Source organism: Streptosporangium sp. NPDC000095 (genome assembly GCF_042899335.1).
GTDB lineage: Bacteria > Actinomycetota > Actinomycetes > Streptosporangiales > Streptosporangiaceae > Streptosporangium.
This window is the reverse complement of record NZ_JBIAZS010000005.1, coordinates 313,645-336,548: the sequence shown is the minus strand read 5'-3', so window position 1 is coordinate 336,548 and position 22,904 is coordinate 313,645. Positions and strand designations below refer to the sequence as shown.

Here is a 22,904-nt window from a genome sequence, read left to right as displayed (position 1 = left end):
GTGCCCGTTCATCAGAAGTGGCCGATGCTGGTTGAACTGGAGGTGAGGGCCCAGCGGTGGAGCGTGGTCCTCTCGGCCTCGCGCATCTGGGCCCTCAGCCCTTCGGCGGTCCGGTCGCAGATGATCAGCGGCTCGGGGACGGGCCAGGTGGCGATGGCGTGGAAGAGACGACTGCTGGTGCCGTACAGCACGGCCCAGCCCGGCTGGGTGATCTCCAGCATCGCGGCTTGAGCGCGGGCTTCGTGGTCCCAGGTGTAGTGCGGGACCGCGATGACGGCCTGGCCGTCGCGGTGGCGGCCTCGGGCGGCGGACAGGCAGCGGCGGATCATGAGATCACCTGCCCGGCCTGTGCCTCCCGTGCGATGGTTTCCTGCCGTTCGGTCTCGGCCCGCAGGGCTTCCAGATTGTCGGCGTCGACGGTCCGCTCGGCGCCGGCGTGGAATGCGGCCGACGGGAAGGGCTCCTCCCGGCTGGCCCATAGCCGCCCGGCATCACTGAGAATCAACCGCCAGCCGGGGATGGTGGATACAGGGTGGGTGGATTTGGCATCGTTCACTGATTGGACCTCCATCCGATAACGGGCTCGTCCGATCGTTCGCAGTGATGGACGAGCCCGTTTCATGAGGTGGGCAAAGACACGGAGGGGATGCCGTACGGGCTGGATGGCCAGTACGAAGGCGGGGTGACCGCTGAGCGCTTTCGGGTCCCGCCTGTTTGAATTCTCTGTCCATCACACGCGGTAAACCTGTGCATCGGTAGGTGGTGCTGGGGGAAAATAAAGGGATCGACGTTTCCCCTCGGCCCGAGGTGCGTGATGAAAAAGCTTCCAGTATGGGCTGTTCGACTCCGCGAAGAGCGGTGTGCTCGGCTTTGGTCGCAAAAGGAGATGGCCAGGCGCCTGGCCGAAGCGGCTGACGAGTGGACCCGAGAGCGCCTCCCGGCCAGGGAGTCGCTGGTGCGATCGATCAAGGGATGGGAAGCGGGGAAACACCGGCCCAGGGAGCCTTATCTCACGCTGTACTGCCGGGTGTTTGGTTTCAGGGAAACCGAATTGTTCGAGGAGAACGTCCATATTCGTCCAGACGCATCGGCATCACTGGGCATCGAGGCGCTTGATCCATTTGTCGTAGACGGCCGACCGGCCGATGCGGAGTATGTGATGACGCTCCGGACTACCGGGCAGGCGCTTGTCGCGTTGGACACCGCGTACGGGGGAAACGAGATCTTCCCCCTCGCAGTGCGGGTCTTCCGAACTGCCAGTGCCAAACTCGCCGCAGGAAACTTCACCGCGACCGTCGAGCGAGACCTCGAAGCCGCTGCCGGAGAGGCCGGGGAGATCGCCGCATGGCAGGCCCATGACGCCGATCGGCAGGACGTCTCACGTCAGATCATCCACGAGGCGATGATGCTCTCCCGTCTCGCAGGAGATCGCAGTATGGAGCTGCTGGAGCTGGCTCACCTCTCGATGCTGTCCCAGTTTCAGCGTCGCCCGCACGAGACGTTGCGGATCGCCGACGACGTGCTCGCCGGTGGTGACCTCCCTCCTCGTGTCGAAGCGATATTCCAGGTACGGCGAGGTCGGGCGCTCGCCGCACTGGGTGACGGGACGCGGGGGTTCGGAGCGCTCCATCGGGCACGGTCCGCGCTCACCGAGAGCATCGGCACTCGCGATCCGTACTGGTCGTGGTGGATGGACGAGGCCGAGTTGGCCGGGCATCAGGGGATGGCCTACGCGGAGCTGGGCGAGTGGGGCAAGGCTGTCACACCGCTTACGGAGGCTTACGAGCATCACCTGACGCGGGGACGTTCTCGCTATAACTGCGGGGCCCAACTGCTCAACGGCCTCGTACACGCACAAGCGTGGCAGGAGGCCGAGCCGGTCATCGTGGAGGTGATGGCACAGGCGAGCGAGATCGCCTCGGCACGCACGGTCAACCTGCTGCTCCGTGTCGCCGACCGCATCGAGCTCGCCGGAACGGGGCCGACGTCAACGCTGACGGACTCGGCCCAGGACCTGCGCCGCGTGCTGACCTGCGCGTGAGGCTCACGAGTGGCGGCCCGCGTGGCACCCCTGCTGTTCCAGCTCGAAGAGGTGCTGTGCCTGCTATGGGATATTTGCCCCCTAGTGCACTATTGGCAGTAAATTCACACCTAAGGTGACCGCAGGTCTGATTCGGTGAATTTGGGTGGGGAAATATTCCTTAATGGGGAGCTAATTGCGGCCGGTGGACGTTATTGATGTCAAGGTCGCCAGTTCTTCCGGAGGGGAAGTGTCATTGGAGAGCATCGTGGCCATCTGCAGTGTCGCCGTAGCCGTGGTGGCTGTCGGCTTCGCGGCCCAGCAGACGCGTGCCGCGACGAAGCAGGTGCAGATCGGTAACGCCATCGCCGGGGCGTCCACCACGGACAGTGTTTTCGTCAATCTCCACAATGCTCTGCGGGTCATCATCGACCACCCCGAGCTGTATCCCTACTTCTACGAGTCCAAGCCGGTGCCGCAGAACGGAGAGACACGGGTTCGCGTGCTCGTGACGGCAGAGATGCTGTGTGACGTGCTGAGCATCGGTCTGCGTGCGGCGGAACAGATCCCCGCCACCGGGCACGGTCTGAATCTCTGGAGGGATTACAGCCTTCAGATGTTCAAGAGCTGCCCGGCCATCAGGGAGGTGGTGGACCGGGACCCGGACCTATGGCACTACCTCGCACCTTTGCGTACGGCCTCGGTCGCCTGACCTTCGGGCAGGCCGCCCGCGAGAACGGCCAGTTGTATTGACCCGCAGGGTTGTTGACGCGGGTGATCGGTGGCCGAAGGGTGGGAAGAGGCTTCACGCCACATCGGTGCCCACACTTTCCGTAACAGCCTTCCGGGCGATATAAGAATCCGTTGACGATTACGGGCACGCCGACGCGGCCCCCGCTGGAAGGCGAGGGCCGCGTTGGTTCGGGTGAGGGTCAGGGCACCCAGTGGTTGCCGGTTACGGTGATCATGACTTGGAGCTGGATGCTGGTCGAGTAGTAGTCGTTCGCGGTGAACGGGGTGTTGAGCATCTTGTTCCACAGGGCGTCCAGCCAGGCCTGGCTGCCGGAGTCGGTCATCGCCGCCACCGCGAACGGGGCGAAGTGGGCCGGTGCGCTGCCGCTGGAGATCTGGGTGCCGTTGAGGGAGTAGCCGATCGCGATGTTGTTCGGGTTGCCGCCGGTCTTGCTCTTGATCCAGGTGTTGAGCTTGCGTGCGGCGGCGAGGGACTTGGCGTCGCCGCTGGTCACCGCGTCGTTGCCGATCCGCCACGGGTCACGGCAGGCGTTCCACCAGTACTTGCCGTCGTTGGCGGACTCCAGGACCTCACCCGGCGCGGGCTTGGGGGTGGTGTTGGTGTTGACGACGAAGTCGGCCAGCAGGCCGGTGTTCGGCGCGTAGGTCGACTGCTGGGAGGCGATCAGGTTCTGGTGGTTGGTGCGGACGGTGTCCCAGGTCGTGTCGCCGGTGGCCTTGCGGAACGCCCTGAAGTGATCGATCATCCAGTCCGAGGAGCGGCTGATCCAGTAGTACTGGTCGCCGGAGCTGCTCCAGTCGCCGAGCTTCATCAGCTTGGTGGTCGGGTTGACCTCACCGGCCTTGATCGCGTTGATGTGGTTGATCGCGAGCTGCCGGTAGTTGTAGGTGCCCGTGCTTCCCCACTGCCGGTCGGCCAGGAGCAGGCCGTAGGCCACGTCCAGGTCGCCGTCGGTGGCGGAGTCGCCGCCGTTGACGCTCTGGCAGGCGGTGTTCTGCTCGGCGGCGAGCAGGCCGGGGGTGATCGACGACGGGTGGGCCAGGACGTACTTCACCAGGCCGTCGAAGATCTTCTTCGCGTCCGGGTCGGCCCCGGCCATCGTGGCGGTGATGACCATGCCGTAGCCCTGCGCCTCGGCCACGTACGGGTGGTCGGCGTCGGGGGAGATGATCTGGTACCAGCCGTTGCCGCAGTTCTGCTTGACGAAGGCGGCCTTCCAGCGCCGGTAGTAGTCGACCACCTTCTGGTCGAGTGTCGCCTGGGTTCCGGTCGGGCGCAGCATCCCGGCCGCGTAGGGGATCTTGTGGGAGCCGAACGGCACGCCGGGGGCGCCGGGGGACGGGGTGACCGTGGGGGTGGGGCTCGGGGTCGTGCCGCCGGTGCTGCCGTAGACCTCCATCTCGTACAGCGAGTAGCCGTACACGGTGCCTCGCGCGGTCCCGTACATCCGCACGTAGCGGCCGGTGCCCGAGAGGGTCAGGTCGTCGACGCCGCCGTCGCCGGTGGTGGTCGAGTAGACCGACGTCCAGGTGGAGCCGTTGGGCGAGACCTCGATGCGGTACGACTTCCCGTACGCGGCCTCCCAGGTCAGCTTGACCCGGGAGACGGTGGCGGAGGCGCCGAGGTCGACGCGGATCCACTCCGGGTCGTGGCCCTCGGCGGAGGCCCAGCGGGTGGCGGCGTTGCCGTCGAAGGCGGCACCGGGAAGCAGGGTGGAGTCCTCGGTGGAGGAGGCGGTGGCCGGGCGGCCACGGGAGAGCAGGGAGTCGGCGGCGAAGCCGGCCGGTGCCGCCAGTACGAACAGCGATGCGATCAGTGCCGACGCCAGTGCCAGGGCGAGGACGGGCGAGGGGCGTTGGAGGCGTTCGAGGCGCGGTCTCGCGTGCACAGGGGTGCCCTCTCTGCGATCATCTAGTTAGGAAAGGTTCCTAACTAGGGAAAGATGGCACCATCCCTGACACGCTACGGTCAAGGGGATGGGGGGCCCAAATTCCTCCCATACCCAGAACCGGGGAAATCCGGGACAGCGGCAGGGAGAACGAAGACGAGCGCTGGATGCGGCGCAGACCTTTCGGGTGATTGAATCCCCGCATGTCGTTCGATGTGTTGATCAGGGATGGCTGGGTGCTCGACGGCACCGGGGCTCCGGCTCACCGGGCCGACGTCGGTGTCAACGGAGACCGGATCACCGCCGTGGGCCGCCTGGAGGGCGCGGACGCCGCGACCGTCGTCGAGGCCGCCGGGCGCCACGTCATGCCCGGCCTCGTCGACTGCCACGCTCACGGTGACGCCCTCGTCTTCGACAAGGACGTGCAGTTCGCCGCGCTCCGCCAGGGCGTGACCACGTTCGTCCTCGGCCAGGACGGGCTCTCCTTCGCCCCCTCCACCACCCCGGAGACCTTCGCCTACGCGACCCGCTACTTCGCCGCCGTCAACGGCGTCCACCCTTCGGCCGACGGGCCGATCGGTGTGGCGGAGCTGCTCGCGGGCTACGACCGGGCGACCGCGCTGAACACCGCGTACCTGCTCCCGCACGGCACGATCCGCCACGACGTGATGGGCGCCGCCGAGCGGGCCGCCACCGCCGACGAACTGGCCGCGATGCTGGCCCGCGTCGAACGCGGCCTGGCGGAGGGCGCCGTCGGCCTCTCCACCGGCCTGGAGTACGCCCCCGGCCGCTACGCCGACGCCGCCGAGATCGCCGCGCTCTGCGCACCGCTGGGCACCCTGCCGTATGTGACGCACATGCGCGGGTACGGTGCGGCGGCTCCCGCCGGGATGGCCGAGGTGAGCGACATCGCCCGCCGCTCGGGCGCCGCCGTGCACGTCTCGCACTATCACGGTCCGGCCTCCACGCTCCTGCCGCTCGTCGACGAGGCCCGGCTCATGGGGGTCGACCTGACCTTCGACACCTACCCCTACCTGCGGGGCAGCACGATCCTCGCGATGGTCGCGCTGCCGCCGTGGGTCCCGGCCGCCGACGTCGAGCGCACGCTGGAGGTGCTGGAGTCCGAGCCGATCCAGTGGGACGAGGCGCTCTGGCTGAGAATCACCTTCTCCCACCTACCCGGTGTCGAGTGGGCCGAGGGGATGACGCTGCCCGACGCCGCGGCCGAGGCCGGGCTGGAGCCGGGGGAGTTCTGCCGCAGGATCCTGATCGACACCCGGCTGGAGGCCGGATGCGTGGCGGCCCGCCCCGACGAGGGCCCCGAGGGTGAGGCATCGGTCCGCGCGGTCCTGCGTCATGCGGCCCACACCGGCGGCTCCGACGGCATCTACGTGGGCGGCCACCCGCACCCGCGTGGCTACGGGGCGTTCGCCCGCATGCTCGGCCACCACGTCCGCGAGACCGGTGACTGGACCCTGGAGCAGGCCGTCGTCCACCTCGCCTCGCACCCGGCCCGCCGCTTCGGCCTCGAAGGGAGGGGCCTCGTCCGCCCCGGCCAGGTCGCCGACCTGGTCGTCCTGGACGCCACCGCGGTCGCCGACCTGGCCACGTACGCCGTCCCGCGCACCCCGGCCACCGGGATCGGCGACGTCCTCGTCTCCGGGGTTCCGGTGCTCACCGCGGGAGCGCTCACCGGCGCCACCCCCGGCAGGGCACTACGCCCCTGAGAAACGGCGTCACCCCTCGGCAGGTCGCCCGGCTTTCGAGGAACGGCGCCGCCCCCGGCGGCCCTTCGGACACGGCCCTGGAGAGGGTGCCGTGAGGATAGGGTCCTCAGGGCGGCGAAAGGGGACGCGATCCCCCACGCCCGGATGCGGTGGCCGATAAGCCGCCGAATCCGTCAGGCGACGCGGAGGGGGACGGGACGTGAAGGGCATCGTGGATATCGCGGACCCCGGGGCGGTGCTGGGGGCCTCACTGTTCGGCGGGGCGTTCACCTTCCCCGTGATGGTGGCCCACCGGAGCGCGCTGGAGCACAACATCGCGACCCTCGCGGCCTTCACCCGCGAGTACGGGCTCACCTTCGCCCCGCACGCCAAGACCACCATGTCGCCCGAGCTGGTGAAGGCGCAGCTCGACGCGGGCGCGTGGGGGATGACGGTCGCCACCCCCAGCCAGGCGCTCACCCTGCGCGGGTTCGGCGTCTCCCGCATCGTCCTCGCCAACCAGGTCTTCGACCCGGCGGGGCTGACCGCTCTCGCCGCCCAGCTGGACGAGGATCCCGCGTTCGAGTTCCTGTGCTTCGTCGACTCGACGGCCGGGGTCGAGGCGCTCTCCCGGCACGCGGGGGCCAGGCCGTTCCGCGTGCTGGCCGAACTCGGTCACGAGGGCGGGCGCGGCGGCAGCCGTACGCTCGCCCAGCTGCTGGAGGTCGCCTCGGCCGCGCAGGCGGCCGAGGGCGTGGAGTTGGCGGGCGTCGCGGGATACGAGGGCTCGCTGGGGTCGGCGGAGGAGGTACGGGCCTACCTGCACCGGCTGCTGGAGGCGCTGGAGCACCTGCGGGTGCGCGACCCGATCCTGTCGGTGGGCGGCAGCCAGTGGTTCGACGTGATCGGCCGCGAGCTCGCCGCCTGCCAGGCGAGGGTGATGCTGCGCAGCGGCGCGTACGTCTCCCACGACGACGGTTACTACCGCGAGCGCACCCCGTACACCCGGATCGACGGAGAACTGCGCGCGGCGCTGGAGATCTGGGCGCACGTGCTGAGCGTCCCCGAACCCGACCTGGCCGTGGTCGGGTTCGGCAAGCGCGACGCCCCCTTCGACGAGGGGTTGCCGATCCCGCGCGGAGCCGCCGCGGGCGCGACGGTGCTCAAGGTCCAGGACCAGCACACGCTCCTGAGGCCGGCACCGGGCTCGCCGGTGCGGCCGGGCGATCTGGTGTCGTTCGGCATCTCCCATCCGTGCACCGCCTTCGACAAGTGGCGGACCATCCCGGTGGTCGACGAGGAGTATGTCGTCGTCGATCTGATAAACACCTTTTTCTGATTTTCCATCGCTGAGGATTGGTGAGATGAGCGACAAGCAGGAGCTGAGGACGAGCGAGGGCGCGGCGCCCGTCGGGGCGTACTCGCAGGGTCTCGTGGTCGGCGACTTCGTCTACACCTCGGGCATGGGGCCGCTCAGTCCCGAGACCGGCGAGGTCGTCGGGACCGACGTGGCCGAGCAGACCCACCAGGTGATGCGCAACCTCGGCGCGATCCTCGCGGCCCACGGGCTGGGCTTCGACGACGTGGTGAAGTCGACCGTGCACCTGGAGCACCTCAAGCGTGACTTCGCCGCCTACAACGAGGTGTACAAGTCGTATTTCACCCGCCCGTACCCGGTTCGCACGACCGTCGGCTCGGACCTGATGGACATCCTCGTCGAGATCGACTTCGTGGCCTACAAGCCGCGTTAGAGTCTGACCGACTTCGTGGGAGGGCGGCGGCTTGGACAGCTCGCTATACGTCTACGTCGAGGACGTGCGCGGGGAGGGCCTTGAGGCGGTCCTCGACCGGATCACCGGATACGGCGTGACGGGCGTGACCGTGGCCGCGGCCTACCACCGTGCCCGCGACGTCACCCCGCACGGCCGCCCCCGGGTGACGCTCCGCAACGACGGCGCGCACTTCACGCCGCCCGCCGACCTGTTCGGCGGGCTGCGCCTGGTGCCGCCCGTCCAGGACGGCGCCGAGGACGAGCCGCTGGCCGCCCTGCGCGAGGCCACCGCCGCACGGGGGCTCGCCCTGCACGGCTGGACCGTCTTCCTGCAGAACACCACGCTCGGCCTGGCCAACCCGGACGTCACCGTACGCGACTGCTTCGGCGACCGCGGCTCGCCCGCCGACCTGTGCCCCTCCCACCCCGACGTGCGTCTGTACGCGGTCGCGCTGGGCCGGGCGGTGGCGAGGCAGGGGGTCGACAGCGTGGTGGCCGAGGCGCTGCACTACGGAACCTTCGGCCACGGCTACCACCACGAGCGCAGCTTCGTCCCGCTCGGGCCGATGGACGCCTTCCTGCTCGGCCTGTGCTTCTGCGGTTTCTGCATGCGCCGCGCCACCGACCTGGGCGTGAACGCGGAGGTGGCGCGCGAGGAGTGCTCCAGGATCGTGGGCGCCGTGTTCGACGGCGACCCTCCCGCCCAGGGCGAGGTGACCCGCGCCGCCCTGACCGCGTACGCGGGGCCCGAGGTGGTCGCCTACGCGCGGGCCCGCTCGGAGACGGTGACCTCGCTGGTCTCCGAGGTCTCCACCGCCGTCACCGGCGAGGGCTCGCGTCTCGTCTTCCTCGACGGGACCGGTGCGGTGAAGGGCTATACCGACGGGCTGCCCTCGCCGGGGCTCGCCGCGCACGACTCCTGGCAGCTCGGCGTCGACCTGGTCGCCCTAGGTGACCTGGTGCCCTCACTCGGCGTGCTCGCCTACGCCAGGGACGTGGCCAGGGTGGCCGACGACGTCGCCGCCTACCGCCGCTCCACGGGCAAGGACAGGGAGTTGCGGGTCGTGCTGCGCCCCGGCCTGCCCGACACCGACTCGGCCGACCGGCTCGCCGCCAAGGTCCGCGCCGTACGGGCCTCGGGTGCCGACGCGGTCGACTTCTACGCGTACGGGCTCATGCCCTACCCGATCCTGGACCGCATCCCGGGGGCGCTCTCCGCCTGAGACCGGCCTGGTCCGGCGAGAGACCTGGTCCGGCGAGACCGGCCGGAGGAGGCCGATGTCTGGTCGGCCGGGGGGCTTCGCGAGGCGGGGCTCGGGTTCTGCGGCGGGTCCACGGGCGGGTTCGTGGGCGGGTTCATGAGCGGGTTCGTGGGTGGGGTCGCGAGCAGGTTCATGAGCGGTTTCACGAGCGGGTCGGTGGGCGGGTTCAGGAGGCGCGGGCGCCGTCCAGGACGGTGCTCACGGCGCGGGCGGCGAAGTCGTCGTCGAGGGGCAGGCCGCGGAAGACCGCGCGCAGCCAGACCGCTCCGGCGAGCAGGTCGACGATGAGCATGGGGTCGGCCCCGGCCGGCAGCTCGCCGCGCCGCCGCGCACGGTCGAAGACGGCCTGCTCCCGCGCGAACCGGTCGGCGAAGAAGCGCCGGGTCGCCTCGGCGAGCTCGGGGTGGTGAACGGCGGCACCGAGGGCCGCGACCGCGACGTCGGCGGCGGGCGGACGGGTGAGCAGGGCGGCGACCCCGCCGACCAGGGCCTCCAGATCCCCCCTGAGGTCGCCGGTGTCGGGCGGCTCCATCGCGAGCAGGTCGGCCTCGACCAGGGCGGCGGCGAGCAGTGCCGCCTTCGACGTCCACCACCGGTAGATCGTGGTCTTGTTCACCCCCGACCGCTCGGCGACCCCTTCCACCGTCAGGCCCTCGTATCCCTTGGTGGCGAGGAGTTCGAGCGTCGCCTGGAAGATCTGCTGTTCCTTGCGCGGTGCCATGGGCCGACTATAGCGACTCATAGCAACGCAACGGTGCGTTGTGTTTTAATCGACGCAATTCCCGGCCGGGCCATCTCCCCGATCGGGCCGACCCCCTGGAGGCGTGCGTGCTCCCCGTCGTTCTCGTCCACGGCATCCGGCTCAGCGCGACCATGTGGGGCCCCGTCATCTCCCACCTCTCCCGCCTGGGGCGTCCCGCGACGGCCGTGGACCTGCCGGGCCACGGCACCCGCCGGGGCGAGCCGTTCACGATGGACGCGGCGGCGTCGGCGGTCGCGGACGCCGTCGACGCCCTCGGCGGCCGGGCGCTCGTGGCCGGGCTCTCCCTCGGCGGATACGTCGGCATCGCCACCGCGGAACGCTTCCCCGAGCGGGTGGCCGGGCTGATGGCGATCGGATGCACCGGGCTCGGCTCGGCGGCGGGCCCCCACCGGTTCGCCGCCTCGCTCGCCGCCCGGAATCCGTCGCTCGCGAACCGGATCAGCTCCTACGCCCTTCGTCGTCTCCTGCCGGGTCCCGTGGGGGAGGCGACGGTGGCCGGGGGAGTCTTCTGCGAGGTGATGCCCCAGGCCGTCGACGCCGTCGCCGACCAGGACCAGCTCACGGAACTGGCCTCCTACCCGGGACGCGTGTGGCTGGTCAACGGCACCCGGGACCCGTTCCGGGTGCACGAACGCGCCTTCCTGCGCGCCTGCGGGAACGGACGACTCATTCTCGTCCCCCGCAGGGGGCACCTGGGCGTGCTGGCGGCGCCGGGAGCGCTGGCCAGGCTGGTGGGCGACCTGTGCGACCAGGTGGACCACTGTCCGCACACCGGAGCGGAACGGCGCGTCTAGACGGACCCGCGCGTCCAGATGATCGCGTACCCCCACGTATGCCTCGTATGTCGAGGTGGTCTCGTGTGTTCAGACGGAGCGACCGGAGAGGGCGGTCGCGACGCCGAGACCCAGGTAGACGATCCCGCTGAAGTGGCCGATCAGCGGCGCCCTGTTCCTCAGCCGCCCGCCCACGGCACCCGCCGCCACCGCGTAGATCAGGTCGGAGAGCAGGCCCAGGAAGAGCAGGGTTCCGCCCAGGACGGCGATCTGCAGCGGCACCGCGCCCGCCTCCGGCTCCACGAACTGGGGCAGGAAGGCGAGGAAGAAGAGGATCACCTTGGGGTTGAGCACGTTGACGACCACGCCCTCCAGGAAGATCGCCCGAAGCGGCTGCGGCGGGGTCTCCCGGCTCGCGAACTCCTGCCTGCTCGTCAGCGCCCGGATGCCCAGGTAGACCAGGTAGGCCACCCCGGCCCACTTGATCACGTTGAACAGGGTCGCCGATTGTGCGATCACGTACGAGAGACCGGCCGCCGCGGCGGCGATGTGCACCAGCGTGCCCACCTCGACGCCGAGCGCGCTCGCCACTCCGGCGGCGCGGCCCTGGGAGACGGCGCGGGCGATGATGTAGATGTGGTTCGGGCCAGGCACCAGGACCAGTGCCAGCGACGCGACCGAGAAGATCAGCAATGTGGACGGGGAGACCATGCCCCGACGATAGGGGCGGCCCGGCCCTCGCCGTCAGGGCCAATGCCTGGACCCTTTGGTGTACCAATCGGTTCAGGTTCGCCCCTTACTGATGTACCAATCGTTCCCCGTTCATCCCCTGCGGGTGGAATGTCGATTCCGTCAGTGCCCCGTGCGATACTCGCCGACGTGGGGTGGAACAGCACGCGGAGTGTTCTGATCGGGCGATCGGCGGAGCTCGATCGCCTGACCGCGGTGCTCGACACCGCGGCCGCTGGGCAGGCCGGGGTCGCCCTCGTAGGAGGCGACGCGGGTATCGGCAAGACCCGCCTGATCACCGAGCTGGCCGGACAGGCCGAGGCGGCGGGGTTCGCCGTGCTCGTCGGCCAGTGCGCCGAACTCGGCGACGCCCTTCCCTACCTCCCGCTCGCCGACGCCCTGCGTTCGGCACGAGGGGAGCTGCGCGCGGCGCTCGACGAGCGGCCCGTACTCGGCAGGCTGCTGCCCGGCGGCACCGACCAGGGCAGGGAGAGCACGTCGGGCCTGACGCAGCAGCAGCTCTTCGGCTCGATGCTCGGCTTCCTGGCCACGCGGCCCGTGCTGCTTGTCCTGGAGGACCTGCACTGGGCCGACCAGTCCACCCGCGACCTGCTGGTCTTCCTCAGCCGGATGCTGCAGACCGAGCGCGTCTGCCTCGTCGGCACCTACCGCACCGACGACCTCCACCGCCGCCATCCCTTGCGCCGGGTCCTCGCGGAGCTCAAGCGCCTCCCCTCGGTGACGCCGGTGGAGCTGGAGCCTCTCGACCGCCACGAGATGACCGACTACCTCGCCGCGCTCGGCGGCACCGACGCCGGCGTGATGAGGAAGGTCGTCGACCGGGCCGAGGGCAACCCGTTCTACGCCCAGGAGCTGCTGGACGCCGCCTCCGAGGGCTCCTCGATCCCCGACGGCCTGGCCGGCCTGCTGCTCTCCCGGACGGAGCCGCTCTCCGACCCCGCGCAGCGGGTGCTCGGCGGCGCGGCCGTCGCGGGCCGCCGGGCCGACCACGACCTGCTCCAGCAGGCCTCGGGCCTCGACGACCTCGCCTTCGAGGAGAGCATGCGGGAGATCGTCTCGCGCGGCCTGCTCCGCCCCGACGGGGAGTACGGCTACGCCTTCCGGCACGCGCTTCTCCAGGAGGTCGTCTACAACGACCTGCTGCCCGGCGAGCGGACCAGGATGCACGCCGAGTTCGCCCGCCTGCTGACCGGCCGAGGAGGTTCGGCTGCCGAGCTCGCCCACCACTACCTGGCGGGCCACGACCTGCCGGGGGCGCTCGCCGCGTCCGTGGAGGCGGGGCGCAGGGCCGAGCGGCTGGGGGCGCCCGCCGAGGCACACCGCCACTTCGACCAGGCACTCGGGCTCTGGGACCGCGTTCCCGACGCCGAACGGCTGGCCGGGATCGACCACATCGCCCTCGCGGCGCGCAGCGCCGCCGCGGCGGCCGACAGCGGCGACAACCACCGGGCGATCTCCCAGCTCCGAAGCCTCCCGCCCTCCGCCGAGATCAACGAGCGGCTCTCGTACTACCTCATCGACGCCGAGGACGCCGAGGGCTCGATCGCCGCCGCGTACGCCGCCGTCGAGGCCGCGCCGGAGGGGCCCGTGCTCGCCCGCGCCCTCGCCACCTACGCCCGCTCGCTCTACTGGACCGAACGCCACCACGAGGTCGAGGCCCTCGCGAGGCGTGCCCTGGAGGCGGCCCGCGCGAGCGACGCCGCCGACGCCGAGACCAGCGCGCTGATCACCCTCGCCGCCCTCGCCGCGCTCGCCGACGACATCTCCCACGCCAAGGACCTGCTCGCCTGCGCGACCGCGGAGAGCTCGGGCAACCTCGCCATCGACCTGCGGGCCATGTTCACCTACGCCCGGGTCCAGTACGAGAACGGCGACCTCGCCGAGGCGGCGGCCACCACCGACCGGGGGCTGCGGCTGGCGCGCGAGAGCGGTCTCAACTGGAGCACCTACGGCACCGACCTGCGCTTCCTGCGTCTCCTCATCCACTACGTCGCGGGGGAGTGGGACCTGGCGGAGAAGGTCGCCTCCGGGTTCGCCGTCCGCGTCGGCACCCCCTCCGAGGCACTCCTGTCCTCCTTCGCGCTCTTCGTCGAGGTGGCCAGGGGCCTGCCCGTCGTCGAGGACCGCCTGTCGTGGCTGGAGCCCTTCTGGCCGGACGACGTGACGATCGCCGCCATGAGCCGCGGCCTGGCCGCCGAGCACGCCCTGTGGCGCGGCGACCCGGAGACGGCGCTCGAACACGCCCGCGCGGGGCTCGACGTCATCCTCCCCAACGACCCCGCCGTGATCCGGCTCAGTGGCACCGCCCTGTGGGCGCTGACGGACCTGGGCCGCGCGGAGGAGGCCGACGCCTTCCTGGAGCGGGCCAGGGTGCCCGCCGCCGTCGGCCCCGGCTCCGTCCGGCGGGGCCCTCTCGGTCCGGAAGGGCTGGCCTGGCTCGCCAAAGCCGAGGCCGAATGGCACCGCGCGCACGGCCGCTTCGACGTCGCGGCGTGGCGAGCGGTGGTCGAGGCCTTCGACTTCGGATTCGTCTACGAGGTCGCGCGCTCGCGGTGGCGGCTGGCCGAGGCGCTGCTCGTCGAGGGCGACCGCGCCGACGCGTTGAAAGAATGGAAGCTCGCCGTCGAGGCCGCCGAGTCACTGGGCGCCCGGCCGCTCGGCGCGGCCCTGGCGGAGCTGGGACGCAGGGCGCGCTTCACCTCCACACCGCCGACCCTGCTCACCGCCCGAGAGCAGGAGGTGCTCGCCCTGGTGGCCGAGGGCCTGCCCAACCGCGAGATCGGCGAGAGGCTGTTCATCGCGCAGAAGACGGTGAGCGTGCACGTCTCCAACATCCTGGGCAAACTGGGCGTCTCCTCCCGCACCCAGGCCGCCGCCGTGGCCCACCGGGACGGTCTCGTCTGACCCGGGTGGATCCGCGTGAGCCGCATGGCTCAGGTGACCTCGGCAGGGCCGGCCGATGGCGTAACCCGCGCTGGTACGGCCCTTGACCGGCGTGACCCGTGGTCGGTGCGGCCCGCGACGGGTGGCCTGCGGCCGACGTGTTCTGCGACGTCGTCCCGTGAGTTCAGGCTCTGCCCTGGCCGCTGCGCGCGGTCAGGGCGAGGTCCCGTACGACCTGGATCAGCTCGGCCGGATCGAAGGGTTTCGTGAGGTAGGCGTCGACCCCGATCCCGAGGCCCCGCCGCTTGTCGTCCTCCTGTGCCCGCGCGGTGATCAGGACCACCTTGATATGGCTGGTCCCCTCGTCACCCCGCAGCCTGGTGGCCGTCATCCAGCCGTCCAGCCTGGGCATCATGACGTCCAGAGTGATGACGTCTGGCATCACGTCCAGCACCCGATCCAGGCAATCCTGCCCGTCGGAGGCCGTGTCCACCTGGAACCCCTCCAGGGTCAGGTTGACCGCGATGAGCTGCCGGATGACGTCGTCATCATCCACTACCAAGACCTTGCCGAGAACCTCTCCCACGGCGTGAGGCTAACTCCTCTCTCCCGTCCACGCGCGGCTTTCCGAAGATGTGTACGCGTAACCGTCACCGCGTGACGGGCTTCCCAGGGCCGAGCCCTCCCCTCTGCGTCCCCGGCGGCATCGCGGCCACCCCGAGTCGTCAAACGCGTCCGACGAAGCGGCTCCAGGACCTGCTTGCCCAGCACAGCGGCAAGTGCCTGGACGCGGACGGTGCCGGCAGGGCCGACGGCGCCAACGTCATTCAGTGGACATGTCAGCCGCAGTCCAACCAGCAGTGGCGGCTCGTCTGAAACGACGACTCCGTACCATCCGTTCTTCGAACTTCGGGTAGGAGCTTTGTGGCCGGATAGCTCTGGGCGATTCCGGCCACAAGGTGTTCGCGATCGGTTAGATTTCTCCGCTGCGAATGCCTGTCAGGAAGTTGTTCCAGGCCGTGGGGGAGAGGGTCAGTGCAGGGCCGGCAGGGTCCTTGCTGTCGCGGACGGCGACGAGACCGGGCAGGTTCGTTGCCACTTCCACACAGTCGTTGCCGCCACCGCTGAGACTGGACTTGCGGAACTCGGCGTCGGACAGGTCAGGGGAGATCATGGCTGCTCCTCACTGCGGCTATGAATGCCGCAGACTTCTCGGGGGACAGGCAGACGTCGCGAAGGCGCTCAAACTTTAGGGTAAGTCGGAGCACCTGGTCGGATGCTTCGACGTAAACGTCTCCGCTGGAGCATTCGGTGTAGCCCACTTCCGGGTCATCGTCGCTGAAACTCAGTACGGAGAAGGCGCCTTCCAGGCCGCTGTGTGCGCCGACCGCAGTGGGGAGGACCTGGATTGTGATGCTGGGCCAATCGGAGACCTGGAGGATGTTGTTGAGCTGGCGGACCATGAGGCCGGGCGATCCGACTGGGCGGCGTAGCGCGGCCTCGTCTATGAGGGCGTGCAGGGTTGGCGCACCTGGGCCGAGCAGGTTGATCTTTCGGGTCATGCGGGCGCTGACGTGCCGGTCGAGCTGTGTCTTGGTTAGCTCGGGTCGCGCTGCACGGATGACCTCATAGGCGTACTCCTCGCTCTGGAGCAGACCCGGGATCAGGATCGGCTCCCACTTGCGGATAGTCGTCGCCTCGGTTTCGAGTGCGATGTAGTAGCCGGTGAAGACATCCGAGTAGGCGGTCCACCAGCCACGTACGGCGGCGTCCTTGCAGAGCTGGATCAGTTCGCTCTTCGTCGCGAAGTCCGCGCGGTACAGGTCACAGGCGTTGGCGACGTCCGAGGGGGTCACTGTGATCCGCGCGTTCTCAACCCTGTTGAGCTTGGATCGGCTCCACCCAAGCGGGCGAGCTGCCGCCTCGGGCGTGAGCTCGGCTTGCTCCCGGAGTCGTCGTAGTTCACGGCCCAGACGACGCTGCCGGACTGTGGGGCTCTTCGTCATGCTGCTCAGTGTGCTAGGGATCCGGTAAAAAATCTATACGCACAGCGCTTGCGCGCTCGCACAGTGTAACTGCATGATGGCTCGACAACATCGCTACTTTGAATGGGGTGCCGTCGTGCTAGACCGCCACTCCGCGAGCGGAGCTGACCATGGTTGTTGAGCCTCTGTTAGGACTTCGCGGTTCGCGTGCCTCCGGAAGGCTCTTGCGTGCTGTGCTCTGGGGGCAACACAAAGGTTCCGAGGCTGGAGACGAGCTTGACGAGCCCCAGGTCGCGCAAGTAGCGAAGAACGTGACGGGCGGTGTTGTTTCCGACGTCGTAGTCACCCATGATCGCCACGATGCTCGGGATCTTGTGGCCAGGTGGCCACTCGCCACTGCGGATGCGCTGCTCAAACGTCTCGGCGATCTGCTCCCACTTGGGTCGGCCCGGCTCGAAATCGATCATGTTAGCGACCGTATTGGTTGCCAGCATGCCTGGGCGATATCAGACGTGCCTAGACGTGCCTAGGCACGCATGGACACGCATGGGCATGCCTACGAGATGTCCGCTTTGACTGCTCTCAAACAAACGGACCCGTCCGACGAGGCAAGCGTCTGGACGGGTCCTTGACCAGGAAGGGAGTCCTGATCCGTGAACAACCCTAGTACGCCAGTTCTCGACAAACAGGTGGTCGGCGGCTGCGGCTGTTTCGCCGAGGTGCCGCCGCTGCCGATGGGGTGTGCGACCTGCGGGCATGCCCCCTACGCGCACGGCTGCCCTGATCGGCCCGCCGATCACGAGTACGCCCAACCCTCAGGTGACCTGCTGGAGGTCCGGTTGCGGGCCCGTCGTACCGGAGACCGTTCCCTGCGGTGCTTCGAGCCCGTCCCTGCGACCTCGGCTGCCGTGATCCCCGTTCAGCGGTCCGTCGAGGTGGTCGCGCCGGTATCCGTTCGGCGGTGTGCCGGGTCGGACCCGGTCGAGGGGGCTGCGGCGGCAACCGAACAGTGTCGTCCCGAGCGGACCCCGGCCGTCGAACCGCCCGTACCGGTGTCGTCGCCTCGGCGGATGCCCTGTCGCTCGCGTCCGGCGTCGCCGTCAGGGGCCGCTCTCACTGGGCCGCCCCGGCTCGGAGGTGGACGCCATTTGGTGTCTCGCTTCGGGCGAAGAACCACCTGCGCACCGAACCGCTCAGCGGTCACTCCGTCTTCGTGCCGGTCACCTGATCGGTACGGCGAACCCCTCCAGAACCGTCCCTGTTTCATGAGGCAGGCCCGCCCCACGCTGGAAACGACCGGGCGGGCCCTTGATCGGATCGAGGTCCAATCAGTGACAGATGGTAGTTCCACCCACCCAGAGCCCACCAGCCCCACGACGACGATTCCCGGCTGGCGGCTGATCCTCAGCGACGCCGGACGGCTGTGGGCCAGCCGCGAGAAGCCCTTCTCCCCGGCGGCCACCGACGCCGGGGCGGAGAGGACCGTCGACGCCGACGACCTGGAGGCGTTGCGGGCCGAGACCGACCGGCAGGAGACCTTCGCCCGCGAGGCGGACGAGCAGGCAGCGAAGGAGGAGCAGGCGGCACGCGAACAGCGGACGCGGCAGGCTCCTGCCCCGGACGAGAGGGAACAGCGGATGCGAGAGCGACAGGCGGCGGAGCGGGAGCAGGCCAGGCAGGTGATCTCATGATCCGCCGCTGCCTGTCCGCCGCCAGGGGCCGTCACCGCGACGGCCAGGCCGTCATCGCGGTGCCGCGCTACACCTGGGATCACGAGGCCCGCGCCGAGGCCGCGATGCTGCAGGCCACCCGCCCAGGCTGGTCGGTGCTCTACGGCACCGGAAGCCGCCTCTTCCACGCCATCGCCACCTGGCCCACCCCGGAGCCGCTGATCATCTGCGACCGAACCCTGGAGGGGTTGAAGACCCAGATGTACGAGGCCGAAACGGCCGTCCTGCACCGCTGGGCCCTCACCTCCAGCTCGGTCACCATCGGCCACTTCTGACGAACGGGCACGGCGGCCCCCCTTCCCCGATCCAGGGGCCGCCGTGCCGCCCACGACATACCGCGCGAAGGCGAAACATCGCCGTACATCGCCGAGGGAAGCCATATGGAACAGGCCCGGCGGGAACTTAAGAGCGCTGAGAGCGAACTCGCCCTCCGCTGTACGCGCGCATCGAGCCGATCCTGTCGGATAACGACCTCTTCGAGCGCAAAGCGACAAGGTGGGCGTCACGCGAACACGCCAGGGCTGATTTCTGCGAGGTCGTTCGGCATGTAAAGGCGAAGGGGATTTCGGGCCTGAGCCGCCGCGAGGCACTTGGGAACCTGCCCGCCGCAGAGGAAATTGCTCGATAACTCAACGCTGCGGCCGTCCAGCGCTATATAGCTATCTAGCGAAGGGGAGTCAGCTGCCGGTCGCCGTTCGTAGGGGGCGTCTCATGGCCAAAGCGCGCCAGAACAGGCGTGCCAAACCGGGTCGAGCCGATGCGACTCCCGCCCCTCGGGCCGAGGAGGCCGAGCCGGCCAGGTCGGGGCGATGGAAAGCCGCGTGGGCGTGGCTGGCGGGAATTCTCAGCGCTGTGATCATCGCAGTAATCGGTGTCGTGTTCACCGCTTGGTTCAACGCACGCGGACCCGACGCGGTCGACCGGATCAGCGGGGAGCCTCCGATCAAGGTCGGCCACGTGGCCGTCGACCACTCCACGCAGGACACTGCCCTGAGAGAGCCGGTGACCGACGCCGGAGAACGAGCGGTTCTGCTGAGCAGCGCGTCCGGGGCGCGCCATGACGCCGTCATGGCGCGCCATCACCGGGCACCTCTCGAAAAGACGGATGTCACCGTCGTCCTCGTCGGGAACCGCAGCAGCCTACGCATCGTCGACATCAAGCCGCGCGTCCTCGACCGCAAGCCGGTCTCGGACGGCGCGCTGCTGGTCTACACCCCCGCCGGCGGAGAGGTCGACACCATCGAACTCTCCGCCGATCTCGATGAGTCGGCTCCCCGCTTCGCTACGGGCAAGGACCCGGACACCTCGTATTTCAGGAAGAAGCAGATAGACCTGAAACGGGGTGAGCGGGTCACGCTCTCCATGTCGGTCAAGGGCACGGCGGCGTACTACGAGTTCGATCTCCTGGTCACCGTGCTCGCGGAGGACCAGACCGAGCAAATTACGATCAAAGGGCCAGACAACAACCCGTTTCGGGTAACCGGCATTGCCGACGCCTACCGTACCTACTACACCCTCTCCCCGCTCCGTGGCTGGCAGCCGACCTCTCGTAACCAGGCATGCGTGATCGAGCGGAAGATCCAAGAGAGCAAAGGGTGCTGACCGTGCACGGGCGTCGCTCGGTCGCGGTTCTGTTCGCGGTGGTGCTGGCGGCCTGCTCGACCGCGGTAGCGGACACTCCGCGGCTCCCGCTCGTGCCCGTCGAGTGGCGTGCGGCGTGGTCGGTCCCTGCGGACGCCGACACCGGTGAGCTGTTCTCCGAGACTCCGCGCTACGCCGTGTCCGACCACGCGATCGCCGTGGCGACGCGCCAGGACACCGTGCGGATCCACGATCCGCGCACAGGCGAGCTCCGGCGCACCATCCCCGCCGACCCGGCTCTCACCGCGCCCATCACCGGCGTGTGGATCGTGGCGAACACGCTGGTCGTGTCGAGAGGCACGCGGGACATCGTCGACCACGCCCTGAACGGCCACGACCTGACCACGGGCGCCGCGCTGTGGCGGCGCACGATCACCGTCTCCGATGATCATTCCCGGACGGAAGACATCGGTCTGTACCGGGGCCCGCGGATCATGGTGACCGAGCGCGGCATCGTGGTGTTGGAGCGGCGGGCCGAGCCTTTCGACATCCGTGCCCTTGATCTCCGGACCGGGGCGACCACGGCACGGATGACATATCCGCGGGGCTGCCACCTGCGAGGCGCGGCAACCGTCCGATCGGTGGCGCTGCTCAGCTCCTGCACGGGAGACGGGTATCGGCTCACCTCGATGGACCCGCGAACACTGCGGCACGGTTGGACGCGTCCACTGTCGTCCTCCTCGCCGCCGGGCGGAGACGCTGTGATGCGCGTTACGGCCAATGCGGAGGGATACGTTCACGCCTCGGTGGGAAACGATGATTTCTTCTACGGGGCAGACGGGCGCTTGCTGTCCACCGGTCCGGAAGCCATGAGGGTCGTGAACCCGAGCCGCTGGAGCCCGCCCTTGTTCGCCGGCTCGTACTCCGCGGCAGCCGACTATGGCGAGGGCCCCCTGAGAAACGAATGGCCGTTGCCCGCCTACCTGTTCTCCGTTGACCCCGAGACCGGACAACTCGGCGGATTGCCGCTCGACCTGCCCTACCATCGTGCGTCCCTTGTCGGGGCGATCCGGGGTATGGCCTTCGTGCACAGCGATGTCCCCGGTGATGGCCGGATCACCGCGTACAAGCTGATCTACGGACTTGCGCGCGGGCCTGCCCGCTTCGGCGGTATCCCGGCGAGCACCTGGCCGGATGCCTGTGCCCTGCTTACCAGCCATGATCTGTCGGTCCTCGCGGACGACTACCGCGCAGTCCCCAGAGCGGACGATCCGGCGGGAACACCGCTGCCGAAGCCGGCGAAATGCGACTGGATACCGCCCACGGACGACGGCGCCGTCGTCTCGCTCTCCGTCGAATGGGTGTCCTCGTCGAACGCGGGCGCTCGGAAGCTCTTCACCGCCGAGGTCGGCGCCATCAAAGAGGCGGACGCCTTCGATCCCACCACGGAGAGCCCAGGCTTCCTCTCCTATACCGTGGCCGAGACGAACGGGTTCTACGGTGCGACGATCATCAACGTGGGCCCCGTCATCGTCCGGCTGAGATCGCTCTCCCGACAGGCGGTGCGACTCGTCTCCCCGTCGCTGCAGGGCAATCTGCTCGCACGGTATCAGCCAGGCGTCCGCGCTTCCGGCCCCGCGCGCGCGAGCGGCTGGAACCATCCGACCGACGCGATCGTCTATGCCGAACCGGTGGTGGTCGGCGGTGTCGTCTACGCCACAAGTGGCGATGGCACGGTGTCCGCGCTGGACGCCGCCACCGGCGTGATGCGGTGGCGCTTCCAGACAGGCGGTTCCCTGGTGGTCGATCACGTGGTGGTGGATGGCACCGTGTTCGTGGCGAACACTTTCGGCAGGCTGGTCGCGTTGGACGCCGCCACCGGCCGCGTGAGATGGAGCCGCAGGATCGATGTGATCAGCGACCTCGTGGCCGCGGCCGGTCGCCTCTACGTCTGGGCCAAGAAGTCCTTCCTTTCGACGAACGCCGAGGTCGTCGCGCTGAACGGTGCCTCCGGCAAGAGGCTGTGGAGCTTCCAGCCCGAGGGCTATGTCCTCAACCCCGATCCCGTGCTGGTCGGCGAAGTCGTCCATGTCGGCAGCGACCATGGCATGGTGTACGCGCTGGACGCCGGTTCGGGGGCCCGGAAGTGGCGCTTCCGGGTCGGCGGAGAACGAGATCACACTTATCTGGTGCGGGCCGGAGGGGTCGTCTATACCGCGAGTTCCGATGGCGAGGTACACGCGTTGGAAGGCTCCTCGGGGAAAGTCCGATGGAGCTCAAGAATCGACGGTCTTGTCGATTTCCGCATGGTGGTGGCCGACGGGGCCGTGTACCTCGACAACAAGGACGGCGCGACATACGCACTGGACGCCGACTCCGGCACGCGGTTATGGAGCTTCCAGACCGAGGGCGATAGGTCGAGCTTCAAGTGGGATGTCGCGGCGGCCCGGGGACTCGTATACGTCAGCGACGACAGCAGGCTGTACGCACTCGACGCCGCCACCGGCGCGGCGCGATGGAGCTTCCCGGTGGGCAAGGGCTTCACCTCCGGCCCCGTGGCGGAAGGCGGGAGCATTTATGTCGGACACAGCGGGGGAACGCTTCACGCGCTCGACGCCGCCACCGGCGCGGTGCGATGGAGCTTCCAAACCGGCGGCACCATCGAAACCAGACCGGTGGTGACAGGTGACTTCGTGTACGTCGGCAGCGCGAACGGCAACGTGTACGCATTGCCCACGGCAGGCGGTTAGTGTCTCGCGCCAGAAATTCGCTGTGGACATCGGGCGAGTGGGTCGAGGATCTCGTCAGCGGCCTCCTTCCATACGAACGGCTTGGGGCCGGCGTTCCAGTCGGTCATCCAGGCCCGGATGTCCTTCTCCCGGGTCCGGACGCTCTTGTGGGCCCCGCAGCGGATCTTCTGTTCGGTCAGGTAGCCCGAAGCCTGCCGCCTGAAATCGATGTTCACGTTCATGGGGAATCCCAGCATGGCGGTAGGTAGAGCATGAGCCGACGCCGATAACATGTCGCCAAGGTCGGGA

23 protein-coding genes are annotated in these 22,904 nt (G+C 69.1%); 13 read left to right on the top strand and 10 right to left on the bottom strand.

Annotated elements, in window-relative coordinates; genetic code table 11:
• Positions 1-11 precede the first annotated feature (11 nt).
• Together ACFY3V_RS14625 and ACFY3V_RS14620 are read right to left on the bottom strand one after the other, a co-directional pair.
• A complete protein-coding gene (locus ACFY3V_RS14625) occupies positions 12-329 on the bottom strand; it encodes a hypothetical protein (protein WP_389773446.1) in 318 nt (105 codons plus the stop codon).
• On the bottom strand, positions 326-556 hold the full coding sequence (locus ACFY3V_RS14620) for a hypothetical protein (protein WP_362905091.1): 231 nt from the start codon (positions 554-556) through the stop codon (positions 326-328). Before ACFY3V_RS14620 ends, ACFY3V_RS14625 begins: the two co-directional genes overlap by 4 nt.
• Before the next feature lie 399 nt (positions 557-955).
• Here ACFY3V_RS14620 and ACFY3V_RS14615 point away from each other — a divergent pair, with 399 nt between their 5' ends.
• Together ACFY3V_RS14615 and ACFY3V_RS14610 are read left to right on the top strand one after the other, a co-directional pair.
• Positions 956-2,041, top strand: a complete 1,086-nt coding sequence (locus tag ACFY3V_RS14615) for a hypothetical protein (RefSeq protein WP_389773442.1) — start codon at positions 956-958, stop codon at positions 2,039-2,041.
• A gap of 184 nt (positions 2,042-2,225) precedes the next feature.
• Positions 2,226-2,732, top strand: coding sequence for a hypothetical protein (locus ACFY3V_RS14610; protein WP_362919962.1), 507 nt, complete (start codon positions 2,226-2,228; stop codon positions 2,730-2,732).
• Between the two features lie 220 nt (positions 2,733-2,952).
• Here the strand turns inward: ACFY3V_RS14610 and ACFY3V_RS14605 are convergent, their stop codons facing one another.
• Positions 2,953-4,662: a glycosyl hydrolase family 8 gene (locus ACFY3V_RS14605; RefSeq protein ID WP_389773438.1), complete on the bottom strand. Its 1,710-nt coding sequence runs from the start codon at positions 4,660-4,662 to the stop codon at positions 2,953-2,955.
• Between the two features lie 203 nt (positions 4,663-4,865).
• Between ACFY3V_RS14605 and ACFY3V_RS14600 the strand changes: the two genes are divergently transcribed.
• The 4 genes from ACFY3V_RS14600 (at position 4,866) to ACFY3V_RS14585 (ending at position 9,362) form a co-directional block, all read left to right on the top strand.
• Positions 4,866-6,389 carry an amidohydrolase family protein gene (locus ACFY3V_RS14600; RefSeq protein WP_389773435.1) on the top strand — a complete coding sequence of 508 codons (1,524 nt, stop codon included), beginning with the start codon at positions 4,866-4,868 and terminating at the stop codon, positions 6,387-6,389.
• A 199-nt stretch (positions 6,390-6,588) separates the two neighbouring features.
• A complete protein-coding gene (locus ACFY3V_RS14595; RefSeq protein ID WP_389773432.1) occupies positions 6,589-7,707 on the top strand; it encodes an alanine racemase in 1,119 nt (372 codons plus the stop codon).
• A 25-nt stretch (positions 7,708-7,732) separates the two neighbouring features.
• Complete coding sequence (locus ACFY3V_RS14590) at positions 7,733-8,119, top strand: Rid family detoxifying hydrolase (protein WP_362504357.1); 387 nt, start codon at positions 7,733-7,735, stop codon at positions 8,117-8,119.
• Between the two features lie 31 nt (positions 8,120-8,150).
• The gene (locus ACFY3V_RS14585; RefSeq protein ID WP_389773429.1) at positions 8,151-9,362 is read left to right on the top strand and encodes a hypothetical protein; all 1,212 of its coding nucleotides are present in this window, start codon (positions 8,151-8,153) and stop codon (positions 9,360-9,362) included.
• A 205-nt stretch (positions 9,363-9,567) separates the two neighbouring features.
• Here the strand turns inward: ACFY3V_RS14585 and ACFY3V_RS14580 are convergent, their stop codons facing one another.
• Complete coding sequence (locus tag ACFY3V_RS14580; RefSeq protein WP_362504362.1) at positions 9,568-10,122, bottom strand: TetR/AcrR family transcriptional regulator; 555 nt, start codon at positions 10,120-10,122, stop codon at positions 9,568-9,570.
• Positions 10,123-10,229: 107 nt separating this feature from the next.
• Here ACFY3V_RS14580 and ACFY3V_RS14575 point away from each other — a divergent pair, with 107 nt between their 5' ends.
• A complete protein-coding gene (locus ACFY3V_RS14575; protein ID WP_389773426.1) occupies positions 10,230-10,958 on the top strand; it encodes an alpha/beta fold hydrolase in 729 nt (242 codons plus the stop codon).
• Between the two features lie 69 nt (positions 10,959-11,027).
• Here ACFY3V_RS14575 and ACFY3V_RS14570 read toward each other — a convergent pair whose 3' ends face one another.
• The gene (locus ACFY3V_RS14570; RefSeq protein ID WP_362897405.1) at positions 11,028-11,648 is read right to left on the bottom strand and encodes a LysE family translocator; all 621 of its coding nucleotides are present in this window, start codon (positions 11,646-11,648) and stop codon (positions 11,028-11,030) included.
• A 144-nt stretch (positions 11,649-11,792) separates the two neighbouring features.
• Here ACFY3V_RS14570 and ACFY3V_RS14565 point away from each other — a divergent pair, with 144 nt between their 5' ends.
• Positions 11,793-14,591, top strand: a complete 2,799-nt coding sequence (locus tag ACFY3V_RS14565) for an ATP-binding protein (protein ID WP_389773422.1) — start codon at positions 11,793-11,795, stop codon at positions 14,589-14,591.
• Positions 14,592-14,754: 163 nt separating this feature from the next.
• Here ACFY3V_RS14565 and ACFY3V_RS14560 read toward each other — a convergent pair whose 3' ends face one another.
• On the bottom strand, positions 14,755-15,156 hold the full coding sequence (locus ACFY3V_RS14560; protein WP_362897407.1) for a response regulator: 402 nt from the start codon (positions 15,154-15,156) through the stop codon (positions 14,755-14,757).
• Between the two features lie 71 nt (positions 15,157-15,227).
• Between ACFY3V_RS14560 and ACFY3V_RS14555 the strand changes: the two genes are divergently transcribed.
• Complete coding sequence (locus ACFY3V_RS14555) at positions 15,228-15,446, top strand: RICIN domain-containing protein (protein WP_362897408.1); 219 nt, start codon at positions 15,228-15,230, stop codon at positions 15,444-15,446.
• Between the two features lie 97 nt (positions 15,447-15,543).
• On the opposite strand, the gene ACFY3V_RS14550 is transcribed toward ACFY3V_RS14555, so the two are convergent.
• From ACFY3V_RS14550 to ACFY3V_RS14540, 3 genes are all read right to left on the bottom strand, one after another.
• Positions 15,544-15,744 carry a DUF397 domain-containing protein gene (locus tag ACFY3V_RS14550; RefSeq protein WP_362897409.1) on the bottom strand — a complete coding sequence of 67 codons (201 nt, stop codon included), beginning with the start codon at positions 15,742-15,744 and terminating at the stop codon, positions 15,544-15,546.
• Positions 15,731-16,576, bottom strand: a complete 846-nt coding sequence (locus tag ACFY3V_RS14545) for a helix-turn-helix transcriptional regulator (RefSeq protein WP_362897410.1) — start codon at positions 16,574-16,576, stop codon at positions 15,731-15,733. The genes ACFY3V_RS14550 and ACFY3V_RS14545 overlap by 14 nt, the downstream gene beginning before the upstream one ends.
• Before the next feature lie 167 nt (positions 16,577-16,743).
• Positions 16,744-17,022 (bottom strand): winged helix-turn-helix domain-containing protein, encoded by a 279-nt coding sequence (locus tag ACFY3V_RS14540; RefSeq protein ID WP_362897411.1) that lies wholly within the window; start codon positions 17,020-17,022, stop codon positions 16,744-16,746.
• 864 nt (positions 17,023-17,886) lie between these two features.
• Here ACFY3V_RS14540 and ACFY3V_RS14535 point away from each other — a divergent pair.
• The 4 genes from ACFY3V_RS14535 to ACFY3V_RS14520 all read left to right on the top strand — a co-directional run bounded on the left by ACFY3V_RS14535 (position 17,887) and on the right by ACFY3V_RS14520 (position 22,616).
• Complete coding sequence (locus ACFY3V_RS14535) at positions 17,887-18,246, top strand: hypothetical protein (RefSeq protein ID WP_389773415.1); 360 nt, start codon at positions 17,887-17,889, stop codon at positions 18,244-18,246.
• Entirely contained in the window at positions 18,243-18,560 is a 318-nt protein-coding gene (locus ACFY3V_RS14530) for a hypothetical protein (RefSeq protein WP_362897413.1), read from the top strand. Before ACFY3V_RS14535 ends, ACFY3V_RS14530 begins: the two co-directional genes overlap by 4 nt.
• 436 nt (positions 18,561-18,996) lie before the next feature.
• On the top strand, positions 18,997-19,887 hold the full coding sequence (locus ACFY3V_RS14525) for a hypothetical protein (protein WP_389773412.1): 891 nt from the start codon (positions 18,997-18,999) through the stop codon (positions 19,885-19,887).
• Positions 19,881-22,616: a PQQ-binding-like beta-propeller repeat protein gene (locus ACFY3V_RS14520; RefSeq protein ID WP_389773409.1), complete on the top strand. Its 2,736-nt coding sequence runs from the start codon at positions 19,881-19,883 to the stop codon at positions 22,614-22,616. The genes ACFY3V_RS14525 and ACFY3V_RS14520 overlap by 7 nt, the downstream gene beginning before the upstream one ends.
• Here ACFY3V_RS14520 and ACFY3V_RS14515 read toward each other — a convergent pair.
• Complete coding sequence (locus ACFY3V_RS14515) at positions 22,613-22,837, bottom strand: hypothetical protein (protein ID WP_389773406.1); 225 nt, start codon at positions 22,835-22,837, stop codon at positions 22,613-22,615. The genes ACFY3V_RS14520 and ACFY3V_RS14515 overlap by 4 nt on opposite strands.
• Positions 22,838-22,904: the final 67 nt, after the last annotated feature.

Bases quoted from the DNA above. Each gene is read 5' to 3' on its own strand.
- ACFY3V_RS14625 (WP_389773446.1), bottom strand. From the start codon at position 329: ATGATCCGCCGCTGCCTGTCCGCCGCCCGAGGCCGCCACCGCGACGGC.
- ACFY3V_RS14600 (WP_389773435.1), top strand. From the start codon at position 4,866: ATGTCGTTCGATGTGTTGATCAGGGATGGCTGGGTGCTCGACGGCACC.
- ACFY3V_RS14590 (WP_362504357.1), top strand. From the start codon at position 7,733: ATGAGCGACAAGCAGGAGCTGAGGACGAGCGAGGGCGCGGCGCCCGTC.
- ACFY3V_RS14580 (WP_362504362.1), bottom strand. From the start codon at position 10,122: ATGGCACCGCGCAAGGAACAGCAGATCTTCCAGGCGACGCTCGAACTC.
- ACFY3V_RS14570 (WP_362897405.1), bottom strand. From the start codon at position 11,648: ATGGTCTCCCCGTCCACATTGCTGATCTTCTCGGTCGCGTCGCTGGCA.
- ACFY3V_RS14550 (WP_362897409.1), bottom strand. From the start codon at position 15,744: ATGATCTCCCCTGACCTGTCCGACGCCGAGTTCCGCAAGTCCAGTCTC.
- ACFY3V_RS14545 (WP_362897410.1), bottom strand. From the start codon at position 16,576: ATGACGAAGAGCCCCACAGTCCGGCAGCGTCGTCTGGGCCGTGAACTA.
- ACFY3V_RS14540 (WP_362897411.1), bottom strand. From the start codon at position 17,022: ATGATCGATTTCGAGCCGGGCCGACCCAAGTGGGAGCAGATCGCCGAG.
- ACFY3V_RS14530 (WP_362897413.1), top strand. From the start codon at position 18,243: ATGATCCGCCGCTGCCTGTCCGCCGCCAGGGGCCGTCACCGCGACGGC.
- ACFY3V_RS14525 (WP_389773412.1), top strand. From the start codon at position 18,997: ATGGCCAAAGCGCGCCAGAACAGGCGTGCCAAACCGGGTCGAGCCGAT.
- ACFY3V_RS14515 (WP_389773406.1), bottom strand. From the start codon at position 22,837: ATGAACGTGAACATCGATTTCAGGCGGCAGGCTTCGGGCTACCTGACC.